Genomic DNA, 14883 nt, shown 5'->3' with positions numbered 1-14883 from the left:
GCGATTCACAGTTTACAACCAAAAAGAGGAAAAAAACCCATTTTTTCCTCTTTTTAATCAACAAGCGCCCAGTTTCCTGAGCGCTTAATAGATAATTTACAGCAATTAATCAACCACCAAAATCATCCAGTAAGATGTTTTCGTCCTCAACACCGAGGTCTTTTAACATCTTAATGACTGCGGCGTTCATGACAGGAGGCCCACACATATAGAACTCACAATCTTCTGGCGCTGGGTGATTTTTGAGGTAGTTTTCATACAGGACATTATGAATAAATCCTGTGTAACCGTCCCAATTATCTTCTGGCAAAGCGTCAGAAAGTGCAACATTCCATGTAAAATTGTCATGCTCTGCAGCTAACTGATCAAAATCTTCAGTGTAGAACATTTCACGTTTCGAACGTGCACCATACCAGAAGCTGATCTTACGCTTAGAATCTAAACGACGTAATTGGTCGAAAATGTGGGAACGCATTGGCGCCATACCCGCACCACCACCGATAAAGATCATTTCCGCATCAGTTTCTTTCGCGAAAAACTCACCAAATGGTCCAGAAATAGTGACTTTATCACCTGGTTTCAGTGACCAAATATACGATGACATAATTCCCGGCGGTACATCTGGATTACGTGGCGGTGGCGTTGCAATACGCACGTTCAGCATAATAATACCGCGCTCTTCTGGGTAGTTTGCCATTGAGTAAGCACGTACTGTCTCTTCTTTTACATCAGAAACATAGCGGAACAAGTTGAATTTATCCCAATCTTCACGGTATTCCTCAGGCACATCAAAGTCTGAGTACTTCACTACATGAGGTGGGCATTCAATTTGAATAAAACCACCCGCACGGAATGGAACCACTTCACCCTCAGGAATTTTTAACTTCAGCTCTTTAATGAACGTTGCTTTGTTATCATTGGAGATAACTTCGCATTCCCATTTTTTCACGCCGAAAATTTCTTCAGGTAATTCAATCTTAAGATCTTGTTTTACGTTAACCTGACACGCCAGACGGCAACCTTCTTTCGCTTCACGCTTATTAATGTGAGAAAGCTCAGTTGGCAGGATGTCACCACCGCCCTCTTTGATTTTCACACGGCATTGACCACATGAACCACCGCCACCACAGGCAGAAGAAACAAAGATACCTTGGTTTGCTAACATGCCTAACAGCTTATCGCCTGCTGGAGCATCAAAGCTCTTATCAGGATCGCCGTTGACTTCAACTTTAATGTTCCCTGTATTGACCAACTTGGACTTTGCAAACAGAATCAGGCCTGTCAGCGCCAAGACAATCAGGGTAAACATAACTACGCCTAGAATAATAATATCCATGAATTCTTCTCGCCTTTATAGCTGCACACCGGAGAAGGACATAAAGCCCAATGCCATCAAACCGGTCGTAACAAAGGTGATGCCTAACCCTTTTAGACCCGCTGGAATGTCTGAATACTTCATCTTTTCACGGATCGCGGCCATTAAGACAATCGCTAACATCCAACCAATACCTGAACCAAAGCCATAAACAATAGATTCAGTGAAGTTGTAGTCACGCTGAGCCATGAAAGATACACCACCAAAGATTGCGCAGTTTACGGTGATCAACGGTAAGAAGATCCCCAGTGCGTTATACAGTGATGGGAAGTAACGATCTAAAATCATTTCCAGTATTTGAACCAGTGCCGCGATGACACCGATAAAGGTAATGAAGTTCAGGAACGAAAGATCCACGCCTTCAACCAGCGCGCCGTCACGTAACACTAAGTTGTACACTAAGTTGTTCGCAGGGACGGAGATCCCAAGCACCACGGTTACCGCAATACCCAGTCCAAAAGCAGTTTTTACGTTCTTCGATACCGCAAGGAATGTACACATCCCTAAGAAGAAAGCTAACGCCATGTTTTCGATGAAAATGGCTTTTACAAACAAGCTAATATAATGTTCCATTCTCTTAATCCTTCTCTATCTGAGCTGGTTTCAGAGTACGTAGACCCCAAATCAGCATACCGATGATAAAGAATGCACTTGGCGCTAACAGGAATAAGCCGTTTGGCATGTACCAACCACCATTTTGCAGTGATTCAAATACCGTAATACCAAACAGTTTACCGGAACCAAATAGCTCACGTAGGAAGCCAACCAGTACCAGAATCACACCGTAACCAAGACCGTTACCGATACCATCCATAAAACTTTCGATTGGTGGTGCTTTCATCGCGTACGCTTCAGCACGTCCCATCACGATACAGTTGGTGATAATCAAACCAACGAATACGGAAAGTTGTTTCGAAATTTCATAGGCATAGGCGCGTAAGATTTGGTCAACCACAATTACCAATGATGCAATAATTGCCATTTGAACAATAATACGAACACTGCTTGGAATGTAATTTCTAATTAATGAGATAAAAAAGTTAGAGAACGCGGTAACTAGCGTTACGGCGATGGTCATAACCAATGCAGTTTCAAGTTTAGTAGTAACCGCTAAAGCGGAGCACACTCCCAAAACCTGCAATGCAATCGGGTTATTATCTAACAGAGGTCCAAGTAGGACGCGTTTTACTTCTTTAGAATCAGCCATTATTCAGCGCTCCTTCACGAACTTTTTTCAGGAACGGACCAAAACCGTTATCGCCTAACCAGAAATCAAACATATGTTGAATACCGTTTGAAGTCAGGGTTGCACCTGAAAGACCATCGATCCCAAATGGGTTATCGGTGGCACCACCACGCACGATTTTGATTGCAGGGACACCCTGCTCATTGAACAGTTTTTTACCCGGCCACTGTGCTTTCCATTGTGGGTTGTCAACTTCACCACCCAGACCCGGCGTTTCACCATGCGCATAGTAGGTAATACCGCGAGAGGTTACACCATCGATATCCACTGCGATAAAGGCATACATCACTGACCATAAGCCTGAACCATAAACTGGCAGAATCACTTGGGTCACTTTCCCTTGCTCATCTTTAACCAGATAAATTTCAGCGCTATTGGCACGACGGCGAATTTTCGCAATGTCTTCTTCTGGAGATAACGCGATGCTGGTCTCTTCGCTACGCAGTTCGCTGTTTAAGTCAAAACGACTTACGCTGTTAGATAGTTCATTCGTTTTGAAATTCAGCAATTTAGGCTCGATACGCTCACCATAGACTTTTTGAATTTCTTCGGCGCTCATTTTAGGCTGCAGCAGACCAGCAACACTTAAAATATTACGCTGAGTATCTAACATCATTTGTTCTTGTTGCTGAGGTTTCAGTCCAACCGCAGCACCGGCAACGACGACGGAACAGACTAAGCAGAGAATGAAAACAACGATAAACGTTCTGCCGACGCCATCTTTATTTACTGGTTTATCATTAGCCACGGGCTTTTCTCCGTTTAATATTTGCTTGAACGACCATATAGTCAAACAGAGGAGCAAACAGGTTGGCGAACAGGATTGCGAGCATCATCCCTTCTGGATATGCAGGGTTCACAACCCGAACAAGTACGCACATTACGCCGATCAAAATCCCGTAAGCCCATTTACCTTTATCAGTAAAGGAAGCAGAAACAGGGTCTGTCGCCATAAAGATCATACCGAAGGCAAAGCCGCCTAAAACCATGTGCCACCACCATGGCATAGCAAACAGTGGGTTGGTGTCTGAACCGATAAAGTTGAACAGGTAAGACATGGCAATCATACCCAGCATCACACCTGCCACGATGCGCCAAGAGGCGATACGGAAGAAGATAATAAATGCACCGCCGATGAAGATCATCAGGGTAGAAACTTCACCAATTGAACCTGGCATGTTCCCTAAGAAGGCTTGCATCCAAGTGATTGGCTCGCCAGTTACTGTGTTTACCAGTGAACTCACACCACCCGTCGCCCATTGGGACAGAGGCGTTGCACCCGAGAATCCATCAGCAGCAGTCCAAACTAAGTCACCCGAGATTTGCGCTGGATAAGCAAAGAAAAGGAAAGCACGACCCGCTAGTGCAGGGTTAAGGAAGTTACGACCTGTACCACCGAAAATCTCTTTTGCGACAACCACACCGAAAGTGATACCGAGCGCCGCTTGCCATAATGGAATGGTCGGCGGAACAATCAGCGCAAATAAGATGGAGGAGATAAAGAAGCCTTCGTTGATTTCATGACCACGGATCATGGCAAACAACACTTCCCAGAAACCGCCGACCAAAAATACCACTAAGTAAATTGGCAGGAAGTAAATCGCACCTAGCAGCATTTTGCTGCCCCAGCCAGCATCAGGTGCTAAAGAAGCGCCTAATAACTGAGCTAGAGAATAGTGCCAGTCACTCGCTAAAACTTGTTGCAGCTCAGCGCCACTGTATAAGTGATGCAACGCGGGAATAGCTTGGTTACCAACGTTATACATACCCCAGAACATCGCTGGGAAAACCGCAAGCCAGACTAAAATCATCATACGCTTGAGGTCGATTGTATCGCGGACGTGTGAGCGACCTTTTGTTACAGTGCCCGGTGTATAGAAGACTGTCGCAACAGCTTCATACAATGGATAGAATTTTGCTAATTTTCCACCGGGTTCAAATTGGTGCTCATATTTTTCAAATAAATTTTTCAGACCCATGGAATTACCCTTCTAGCTCAATCTTGGTCAGGACATCACGCAGTACTGGACCATATTCATACTTAGCTGGACACACATAGGTGCACAGTCCCAAGTCTTCTTCATCGAGTTCCAGACAACCCAGTTCCTGAGAAGTATCGGTGTCCCCTGCGAGCAGATCACGCAGTAAGTGGGTGATCATAATATCGAGAGGCATGACACGCTCATAGTTACCAATTGGTACCATTGAACGCTCACCGCCATTCATCGTCGTGGTAAAATCGAAGCGTTTATTCTTCAAGAAATGCCCAATGGTGGTACGCGTGATAGTGAATTTATTCACGCCTGGCATAATCCATCCAAACAGCTCTTTTTCACGACCTTCCGCTAATACAGAAACTTGGTTATGGAAACGACCAAGATAATGATGAGCATCATCACAAGTCACGCCCCACAGCACAGAACCAGAAATAATGCGGTTCTCACCTGCCTTGAGCTGACCTTTGGTTAATTCATAGATATCCGCGCCAAGGCGAGTGCGCAGCAAGCGAGGTTTCTCAACTTGCGGGCCTGCGACAGAAACAACGCGATCAGTATAAAGATGACCAGTGGTAAATAATTTACCGATGGCAATCACATCCTGATAATTGAGGCTCCACACCTTTTTGCGAATGCTAACAGGTTCAAGGAAATGAATATGAGTCCCTGCTAAGCCCGCTGGATGTGGTCCTGCAAATTGTGTGTATGTGATTTGTGTATTAGCAGCTTGTTTTGGAAGCTCGCTCGCACCATGACAAACATGCACCTTGCCTTCAGTTAGTCGGCTCAGAACGATGAGACCGTCAGTAAAGGCTTGCGCATTTTCGCCAATAATAATCGAAGGATCAGCAGCAAGAGGATTGGTGTCAATTGCAGTCACAAAAATCGCTGCGGGGAATGAACCTGGCTCTGGAGAACGACTAAATGGACGCGTTCTTAAAGCAGTCCATAAACCGGATCTTAAAAGATTTTGTTCAACCTGCTCTTTCGTCAGTGATGGGAGTTGGTCGGTAGAATAAGACTCGAAAGTCTCTTGTTCGTCACCATCGATTTCGATAACAACGGACTGAAGTACACGACGCTCACCACGATGAATAGCAATAATTTTACCGCAGGCTGGGCTCGTGAATACCACGCCAGGATTCTTTTTATCTTCAAAAAGAACCTGCCCTTTTTTTACACGCTCACCTTCTTTAACCAGCATCGAAGGACGCATTCCGACATATTCTTCACCTAGCACCGCTACGTGTTGAATTTTCGGGCCGTCTTCTATCACTTGGGCTGGCTCACCTGCTATTGGAAGGTTAAGGCCTTTTTTAATTTTAATCATAAGATCTGCACAAGTTTATCAGTTAAACCCTAAGCTAACGATTCAGCAATGAATGATAGCGACTCAATAATAAAAATAACTCAAGTTGCTTTCGCCACTCGAGTAAGTAAATCTAACAATATTGCTACACTTTATCTTCTTCTGCCGGGGTCAATTTTATCAGTTCCCTCGACCTCTGTCCGGTTATAGAAGTGACCTAGTTCAAGCAAATTGCAATAAAATTTAAAATTTTGTTGCAACAATTCGTAAATACCTACATGTTGGCTCACATTTATCGAGCATCGATTAATTTGTAGCCAATAATGATTCATTAGAAAATTATTAACTTGATATATTATATTTTGTTCCATTCGTCTAAAATATGTTGAATTTGGTCCATTTTTAATCAGCTTATTTTTCAACATTTGGCTTAATTATGCATATAAGTAAAACCGTCGGTGTTTATTTACTCTTCACATTTGCAACGTCTGCATTTGCTCAACAAGAAGAAAACACATTATTTCACCTTAATAGTAAGCCAACTACTCAGCCTGATTCATCGATATTTATTCAAATATTTAAGCAAGAGGGTGTGCTTGAGCTCTACCAAAAAACAGCCGTAGGAAAGTATAAATTAGTCAAAACCTACCCTATCTGTAAGTTTTCTGGTGGACTAGGCCCTAAAAAGATAGAAGGCGACTTAAAAAGCCCTGAGGGGTTTTATCAGATCACGCGCTCGCAACTCAATCCAAATAGTCGATATTATCGATCTATCAATCTTGGATTTCCTAATGAATTTGATAAGACGCAGGGGTATTCGGGTAACTATCTGATGATTCACGGTAGCTGTGTGTCTGTCGGGTGTTATGCAATGACAGATAAATCCATGGGGGAAATTTATCAAACCGTGGAACAAGCACTTCAAAATGGTCAACCTGCCGTTGATGTAAGTATTTATCCATTTCGCATGACTAAAATGAATATGCTGCGTTATCGCAATTCAACGCATTATGCTTTTTGGAAACAGCTTCAACCTGCTTATGATTATTTTGAGCGAACCGGCAAACCTGCTGAAATATCAGTAACATTAGGTAAATATCATGTTAACAGCATGCCAGAAACGCCCACTAAGTTATTGGGATCTAAATCACAGTATGCGTTGGCCACGGTGGAATAGCACAAATTCACCGGGTTCGATTTTTTGCCACGTCTCGTTACCTGTTAAGGGCGCCGTGGCAATAACTGAAACAATATCACTTGGCGTTGTGCACTGTTGAAAGTCAATCTCGATGTCCTGATCCAGCAGTTTCGCTTTACCAAACGGCGCTCTACGCGTGATCCAATGCAGCTTTGTTGAGCTAAATGCCATCAAATATTGCCCATCGGATAACAGCATATTAAATACCCCTTTTTCACGCAGTTGCTGCGCGAGTGTGCCAATAAAACGGAAAACGGCTTTCCAGTTTGTTGGCTTTCTTGGGTATTTTTGATTCAGTTGATGCAAAATCCAGCAAAACGCCCATTCACTATCAGTTTCACCGATTGGTCTATAGTGCCCCGTCTTTAATGAACGAAACCCTTTCAATTGCCCATTATGCGCATAAGTCCAGTTTCGTCCCCATAATTCCCGCGTAAACGGATGGGTATTCACCAGTGAAACATCTCCTCGGTTCGCCTGACGAATGTGCGCCACAATGCTTTCCGATTTAATAGGATATTCCTGCACAAAACGCGCCACAGGGGAGACAAAACTCGGTTGAGGATCTTTAAATGTGCGGCAGCCTAGACCTTCGTAGAACGTGATACCCCATCCATCTTTATGTGGACCAGTCTGCCCACCACGGGAAATCAGCCCACTTAGGCTAAACGTAATATCGGTTGGTACATTGGCACTCATGCCAAGCAACTCACACATTTAAAGTCTCCTGCTACTAAAAATGGTTACTTAACCATCTCTTTTTCAATTAATTGGATCAAAATATGGATCACTTTGATGTGGATCTCTTGGATACGATCTGCGTAACCAAAATGCGGAACGCGAATTTCAATATCAGCGCTTCCCGCCATTTTTCCGCCATCTTTCCCTGTTAGGGTGATGACTTTCATACCTTTCGCACGTGCCGCTTCGATCGCTTTAATAATATTGCCAGAATTACCTGAGGTCGAAATGCCAAGCAGCACATCGCCTTTTTGCCCTACCGCTTCCACAAAGCGAGAGAAAACAAATTCATAACCAAAGTCATTACTCACGCAAGAGATGTGACTAACATCGGAGATAGCAATCGCTGGGTAGCCAGGACGGTTTTCACGATAGCGTCCAGTTAACTCTTCCGCAAAGTGCATTGCATCACAGTGAGAGCCGCCATTACCGCAAGAGAGCACTTTACCACCTGCTTTGAAAGAGTCCGCCAGCAATACTGCAGCCTTCTCAATCGCTTGCAGATTTGCATCATCACTTAAAAATTTTGATAGCGTATCTGCCGCTTCAGTCAGCTCACCACGGATCAAGTCTTGGTACATGAGTTTCCCCTTAATTTTTACGAATGCTTGATGGAGATAATTACGTCTTTATAGGTAATTTATCTTTGATTTCTCGATTGTTGCACAGGGTACATTTTGTTTCTACTTTTGATTGTACCGTATGGGGTATGGTTGGCGAAATCTCCAACAATGCGCTTCTGCTCTGCAGCTAGCTAAAGACGGGTTATTTTTCATTCACCATCCCTTTACAAAAGGAACTGATGATTTTGTGAGCCAAGTTGTAATTAAGATGTAAATACCTTGCTAATTGTTTATTACCAGATATAGATTAATAAAACAAACAGGTCAGACCTCTTACAAGTAGACAGGAGCTTCAACTATGATCCTTCTCAGTATTGTTTTATTTATTGCGTTAATCGGCGTGCTGAGCTACCACAAAAGCTCACTCATTCTGAGCACCATTATATTACTGGCTTATACCGCAGCCATGGGTGCTGCTAGTGTCTGGAGCTACTGGATGCTGTTACCCGTCGCTCTGGTTTTATTACCATTTGTCATCACACCAATTCGCCAATCTCTGTTTTCATCAAAAGCGATGACCATGTTCCAGAAAGTGATGCCACCGATGTCTAGCACAGAAAAAGAAGCGATTGATGCTGGAACCACTTGGTGGGAAGGTGACCTGTTCCGTGGGGCGCCAAATTGGAACAAACTTCATAATTACCCAAAACCACAACTCACCGCTGAAGAACAAGCTTTTATTGATGGCCCAGTGGAAACTGTTTGTGGCATGGTGAACGACTTTGAAGTCAGTCATGAACTCGCAGATTTACCGCCAGAAGTCTGGCAATACCTACGCGATCACCGCTTCTTCGCGATGATCATCAAAAAAGAGTATGGCGGATTAGAATTTTCTGCGTACGCGCAATCTCAAGTCCTACAAAAATTAGCGGGTGTTTCCGGTATCCTTGCTATCACGGTGGGTGTTCCAAACTCATTAGGCCCAGGTGAATTACTGCAACATTACGGTACGGATGAGCAAAAGAATCGTTATTTACCGGGCTTAGCTACTGGTGAAGAGATCCCTTGTTTTGCATTAACCAGTCCAGAAGCAGGCTCTGATGCTGGAGCGATTCCTGATGCCGGCGTTGTTTGCATGGGCGAGTGGCAAGGTGAACAAGTCTTAGGTATGCGCCTGACTTGGAACAAACGCTACATTACCCTTGCGCCAATCGCGACGGTATTAGGCTTAGCCTTTAAATTAACTGACCCAGAGAAACTACTGGGCGGCGAGAAAAACCTCGGTATTACTTGTGCATTGATCCCAACGAACACCCCTGGTGTTGAGATTGGTCACCGCCACTTTCCGCTGAACATTCCATTTATGAATGGCCCAACCCGCGGAAAAGATATTTTCGTGCCTATCGATTACATCATAGGTGGCCCACAAATGGCGGGTCAAGGTTGGAGAATGCTGGTGGAATGCCTGTCTGTTGGACGTGGGATCACCTTGCCATCTAACTCAACAGGTAGCTTGAAAAGTGTCGCAATGGCAACGGGGGCTTATGCTTATATCCGTCGTCAGTTCAAACTTCCTATCGGAAAAATGGAAGGTATTGAAGAGCATCTAGCCCGTATTGCTGGTAACGCCTATTTAATGGATGCCGCAGCCACCTTAATTACATCTGGCATTATGTTGGGCGAAAAACCAGCGGTACTCTCCGCCATTGTGAAATATCACTGTACTCACCGTGGTCAACGCTCAATTATCGATGCGATGGATATCACGGGTGGTAAAGGCATCTGCTTAGGAAGTTCCAACTTCGTTGCCAGATCCTACCAAGGTGCACCTATCGCCATTACCGTTGAAGGTGCCAATATTCTGACTCGTAGCATGATTATCTTTGGACAAGGCGCCATCCGTTGCCATCCTTATGTGCTTGATGAAATGGCAGCAGCCCAAGACAATAACCTGAACAAATTTGATAAAGCAGTATTCGGTCATATTGGTCATGTGATCAGCAACAAATGTCGTAGTTTCTGGTTAGGTTTAACCAATGGACGCGGTAGCAGCGCACCAACTAAAGACGAAACTCGCCGTTATTACCAAATGCTTAACCGCCAAAGTGCTAACTTAGCCCTGCTCTCTGATGTGTCGATGGGCGTTCTAGGTGGTAGCTTAAAACGTCGTGAACGAATCTCCGCTCGTCTTGGGGATATTCTGAGCCATCTGTATCTTGCTTCTGCAACCTTGAAACGTTATGAAGATGAAGGTCGCCAAAAAGCGGATTTACCACTGGTGAAATGGGCCGTTGAAGATTGTCTGTATCAATCAGAAAAAGCGATGGACGATTTACTGAAAAACTTCCCAAATCGCTTTATTGCTGGCGCATTACGCATTGTCCTGTTCCCGACAGGTCGTGCAATGTCAATGCCATCTGACCGACTGGATCACAAGCTAGCACAGCTGATGATGGAGCCATCAGAAACACGCGACAGAATTGGACGTGGCCAATTCCTAACCCCTGTGGAGAACAACCCGCACGGTTTAGTGAACCAAGCACTGTATGACATCATTGCTGCAGAGCCAATTTTCGAACGTATTTGCCGCTTAAAAGAGCGTAAATTCAGCTTCACGCGTTTGGATAAGTTAGCTGACCAAATGTTGCCAGAAAACATTATCACCCAAGAAGAAGCCGATATTTTACGTAAAGCCGAAGCCAGCCGCTTACGTACGATTAATGTCGACGAGTTTGATTTCGATGATTTAGGTGTGATTCCATCAAAAAAGCCACACACTGAGTCAGAGGATGAATCTCAGTCGAAAAAGAAAAAAGCAGCATAATTAATTTAGCGCGCTAAAAATTGCAGCCATACTAAAAAATACTCGATACACTAAAAACAAGGGAGCCAATAGCTCCCTTGATTCATATTGACCATTTTTCACATCATTTAGTATGCGACTTCTTTTATCGGAGTAAATACATTAGGCATAGTTAATACATTGATATCAATATACTCAGAGATACCCGCCATACTATCTGAAACCATTGATGCCATTTTTTCTATTAATTGGGAGTTAATATTATCAGTTGAATTTGTAAGCTGAACTTCATCAGATTGCATTAGCCAAACATCGGTAACATCAGCAAAACTTCCATCCTTCCACTGCGCTTTAGATTTTAATTGGTGTTTATTTCCGTATTCATCAATATCAAGTGACTCCTGATATTTCAAATCAATAGACTCAACCCCCAATCCTTCTAAAGTTAATAGTTCATCATACTGTGATTTTCCATCACTATTTTTATCTTGCCAAATTCTCAACTTATACCAAAGAATATCATTCTGGTTGATCAGGCCATCATCATTACTATCAATATCCAACAAAGCATCAAATCCATTAACAGCTTTATTTCCATCACGCTTCATAAAATTATCGCCAAATAATTCGCTTGCGTTATCAATAATTCCATTACTATCCCTATCAAAAACTAATAGTCCATCATTAGGGTCAATCCATGCCGTTTTTTCATTTACACCATCAAATTCAAATTTAACACCAAAACTATCAGGTAACGTTTTCACGCCATCTTTATTAAGGTCAAATATAATTGGTGTTTTATATTTCTTAGCTAAATTCTTTAGAGCTTTTAATAAAGACTTTGGTGATCCCGAAACCTCAACCCCTTCAATTTCAGCATCTTTTAAGAAATTATTAATAAAATCAATACAGTTATTACTATACAAATTGTAATTATCTAATTCAATGCTGCCTGTTTTATACTGATTATACAAATAAAAAAGATTACTCATATCTTCATTAAATTTAGTTCCCATTCCGGTAATCGTTAATGAAGATGCTTCGGGATAACGTAAATGATCATTAAAAGAAACGTTATCTTCATTTGTAAGTATGCTATTACCTGTACCGAATCCTATTGATACGGCCTCAAATCTTCTAGTTCCTGAGTTATAGCCTTTTATTCCCATAAATACATGGCCAAACCTAGAGCTTTCTTCTCCACCTGCTACATTTTCAGCATTTATATCAATAAATTTACTTCCAGGCGGTGCTACAAATATTGTAAAACTAGGCCTATCTAACGCCGTAAAATTACTGTCTTCCAAATGAAAATATTGCGTATCTCCTTCATTAACTGCTTGTAAGTAATGCTCAGGAACATAGTCATCCTGAGGAGTTTCATCATACATGATATATTTTCCTTTAATTTTAAAATTAACGTGATAAAGCTATTACATCTTTAAGATTTTTTAGGCAAATCATCCCTCCTTTCTTAGCTCCCAAATCCAAATAATACTTCATCCTTTCGATATCTCGCCCCTCTCCATCATCATTAAAATAGTAAATATAACCAATGTATTCACAGACTAAATCACTGTCTTTACCGCCTTTATTAATAACTCTATCTAAATATTTAATCGCGTTTTTTCTACTCACTGAAAAACCAATACCACGGTGGTGTAAAACAGCCAATTCATATAATGCAAGGCTATTATTTGGATTTTGCTCTATGGATTGATTTAAATAATCGATAGCTCTAAGGCATCTCTTAGTCGGTTCAACACTCTTTAAATCAACAAAGTTACAATTTGAACTAATATAGAAAAGATGAAAAAGTAACAAGCTACTATTTGAGTCACCTTTACTTGACTGTAATTTCAAATAGTTATAATCAATTTGTGTTCTGGGAGGAGGAGTGTTGGATAATAATTTGGGGTCATATTGTCTGTACTCATTAGAGTAACTAAAAGAAAGCATGCTTTTTGTCGCTAAATCAGTATGTTCCTTACCATTAGAATGACAACCTTGAATGATTAATAAAGCTAAAAATAGAATTAATTTCATGTCTTCGCCGACTCAGTGAATAACAGAAACTAAACCTTACCTTTATTTGTAAAATTGAAAATCCCCTAAACGAGTTATTTTATATCGAGTAAAAGCTAGAAGATCTCCAGCTATTTTTTCTCATTCCTATACTTTTTATTCCGTTTACAACCAGTTCTAACGTTTTCTTACTGATATATTTGGTCTGATATCCACCAGCTCCACTTAGCGATACCTCCCTTACTATCCAGCTAACGATTACTCCTTATAAGTGTATAGATAAATTTCATCACGCCGCTACCTTTCAAACTCAGCCAAAAATAACATATTCAATCGAGATTGAACTCACTAAAAACATCAAAGGAGCCATAGGCTCCCTTGATTCTTTTGATCATCATCAATATATTATCTATCTTCTTAGGTATTAAAAATAATGTATACGAGATTTATACGCATTTTCGCCTTCTCACTGAAATAATCTATCCTACTGATTATATTAAACAAAAATAGAATTTCTTTTATTCTCAATAAATTCATCAGGGTACAATTTAATTGGCAAAATACTCTGAAATTTAACCTTAATTCCATTTAGGTTAAAACTTAAGTTCGCTATTGATTGATTTCTGTTTTTTTATATTTCATTAAACTATTGTTTTTATTTTTCTCTTTTATTTTCTTCTACGTGATAGTCCCTATAGTGATAATATTTTATTCTATACGCCTGTACGGGGTATTGTTTTTGTTTTTTTTTATTATTAGACTGATTACCAATTTAACTTGAAACATTTAGAAATGAATACAAACAACCCTTAAAATATATATTTCACTTAAATTAAAAAGGAGAGTGATTAACCAAAATTTTAATTACACTCAAAATTCGTTTCAGAAATAACAATCACGTTAATATCTTTACTTTAATTTTTATTGGTTTGTTAATTTTGTTAACCAAATCTAAAATCAAAATAAGATTAATTTCCCCAGGAGGTTAAACAATAAAATAAATTTATTTAGATTTATCCGATAGTAAAGATAGCGATATGAAAATATATAATCACGAATTTCATTTTAAATTTAAACCAATATTAAATTAAAAGAACATTAATATATAAACATTCTATCTGGAATTAATATTTAGGCTGATTATCATTTTTTCATTATTCAAAATCATGCCATCTAAATGTAGAGCATAATCTATGCCCATAATTATAAAAAATATAACAAGCACTCTCTGACGGTAAAATAGAACTACTCAATGAAAACAATCACTTAAACATAATCGTTAACAATAACGAGGGAATCATGGAAACACAGTATAGTTTTAGCTATGTCGCAGGTTATTTCATTCGTAAGTCACGGATTCGCATGGGTTTAACTGGCGCACAATTAGCCGATTTAATCAATATGAGCCAACAGCAAGTCTCTCGTTATGAAACAGGACGATCAAAGCTTAGCCTAGACCAACTAGATGAACTATTAAATGTATTAGGTCGCACATGGAGTGAGTTAATTGATTTTATTGAGAACAAATTTTAATTAGACTCATTAAAACCAATTTATTTACATTGAAATGAAATTAAATCATTTATTAATTTTGATCTTATAAATTGACCATAGATCATATTGAGA

Annotated in this window: 10 protein-coding genes and 3 pseudogenes; 3 read left to right on the top strand and 10 right to left on the bottom strand. The window is 40.8% G+C overall.

Going from position 1 to position 14883, the window contains the following annotated elements; translation table 11 throughout:
- Positions 1-112 precede the first annotated feature (112 nt).
- The 6 genes and pseudogenes from nqrF to GKR74_RS17045 all read right to left on the bottom strand — a co-directional run.
- Positions 113-1336: pseudogene (gene nqrF, locus GKR74_RS17070) on the bottom strand (NADH:ubiquinone reductase (Na(+)-transporting) subunit F); the annotation flags it as partial.
- Between the two features lie 15 nt (positions 1337-1351).
- Positions 1352-1948, bottom strand: a complete 597-nt coding sequence (gene nqrE / locus GKR74_RS17065; RefSeq protein WP_006657396.1) for an NADH:ubiquinone reductase (Na(+)-transporting) subunit E — start codon at positions 1946-1948, stop codon at positions 1352-1354.
- Between the two features lie 4 nt (positions 1949-1952).
- Positions 1953-2582 carry an NADH:ubiquinone reductase (Na(+)-transporting) subunit D gene (locus GKR74_RS17060; protein ID WP_154604565.1) on the bottom strand — a complete coding sequence of 210 codons (630 nt, stop codon included), beginning with the start codon at positions 2580-2582 and terminating at the stop codon, positions 1953-1955.
- A pseudogene (locus GKR74_RS17055) lies at positions 2569-3369 on the bottom strand (Na(+)-translocating NADH-quinone reductase subunit C). Before GKR74_RS17055 ends, GKR74_RS17060 begins: the two are co-directional and overlap by 14 nt.
- The gene (locus GKR74_RS17050) at positions 3362-4600 is read right to left on the bottom strand and encodes an NADH:ubiquinone reductase (Na(+)-transporting) subunit B (RefSeq protein ID WP_036954189.1); all 1239 of its coding nucleotides are present in this window, start codon (positions 4598-4600) and stop codon (positions 3362-3364) included. The pseudogene GKR74_RS17055 and the gene GKR74_RS17050 overlap by 8 nt, the downstream one beginning before the upstream one ends.
- Positions 4601-4604: 4 nt before the next feature.
- Positions 4605-5948, bottom strand: a complete 1344-nt coding sequence (locus GKR74_RS17045) for a Na(+)-translocating NADH-quinone reductase subunit A (RefSeq protein ID WP_154604563.1) — start codon at positions 5946-5948, stop codon at positions 4605-4607.
- A 415-nt stretch (positions 5949-6363) separates the two neighbouring features.
- Between GKR74_RS17045 and GKR74_RS17040 the strand changes: the two genes are divergently transcribed.
- A complete protein-coding gene (locus GKR74_RS17040) occupies positions 6364-7104 on the top strand; it encodes a L,D-transpeptidase family protein (protein WP_154604562.1) in 741 nt (246 codons plus the stop codon).
- Here GKR74_RS17040 and GKR74_RS17035 read toward each other — a convergent pair.
- Both GKR74_RS17035 and lpcA read right to left on the bottom strand, forming a co-directional pair.
- A pseudogene (locus GKR74_RS17035) lies at positions 7078-7842 on the bottom strand (class II glutamine amidotransferase); the annotation flags it as partial. The gene GKR74_RS17040 and the pseudogene GKR74_RS17035 sit on opposite strands and share 27 nt — an antisense overlap.
- Positions 7843-7868: 26 nt before the next feature.
- Positions 7869-8447, bottom strand: coding sequence for a D-sedoheptulose 7-phosphate isomerase (lpcA, locus tag GKR74_RS17030; protein ID WP_036954182.1), 579 nt, complete (start codon positions 8445-8447; stop codon positions 7869-7871).
- Positions 8448-8787: 340 nt separating this feature from the next.
- Between lpcA and fadE the strand changes: the two genes are divergently transcribed.
- On the top strand, positions 8788-11253 hold the full coding sequence (gene fadE / locus GKR74_RS17025) for an acyl-CoA dehydrogenase FadE (RefSeq protein WP_154604560.1): 2466 nt from the start codon (positions 8788-8790) through the stop codon (positions 11251-11253).
- Between the two features lie 107 nt (positions 11254-11360).
- Here fadE and GKR74_RS17020 read toward each other — a convergent pair whose 3' ends face one another.
- Together GKR74_RS17020 and GKR74_RS17015 are read right to left on the bottom strand one after the other, a co-directional pair.
- Positions 11361-12623, bottom strand: coding sequence for a hypothetical protein (locus GKR74_RS17020; RefSeq protein WP_154604559.1), 1263 nt, complete (start codon positions 12621-12623; stop codon positions 11361-11363).
- 25 nt (positions 12624-12648) lie between these two features.
- Positions 12649-13278, bottom strand: coding sequence for a sel1 repeat family protein (locus GKR74_RS17015; RefSeq protein WP_154604558.1), 630 nt, complete (start codon positions 13276-13278; stop codon positions 12649-12651).
- Between the two features lie 1278 nt (positions 13279-14556).
- On the opposite strand from GKR74_RS17015, the gene GKR74_RS17010 reads away from it, so the two are divergent.
- Positions 14557-14790: a helix-turn-helix domain-containing protein gene (locus GKR74_RS17010; protein ID WP_154604557.1), complete on the top strand. Its 234-nt coding sequence runs from the start codon at positions 14557-14559 to the stop codon at positions 14788-14790.
- The last annotated feature ends 93 nt before the right edge of the window (positions 14791-14883 follow it).

The organism is Providencia sp. wls1914 (assembly GCF_009706645.1).
In the GTDB taxonomy this organism is placed as follows: domain Bacteria; phylum Pseudomonadota; class Gammaproteobacteria; order Enterobacterales; family Enterobacteriaceae; genus Providencia; species Providencia zhijiangensis.
Note: the sequence above shows the minus strand (reverse complement) of the source record. Positions and strands in the feature narration are given on the sequence as shown.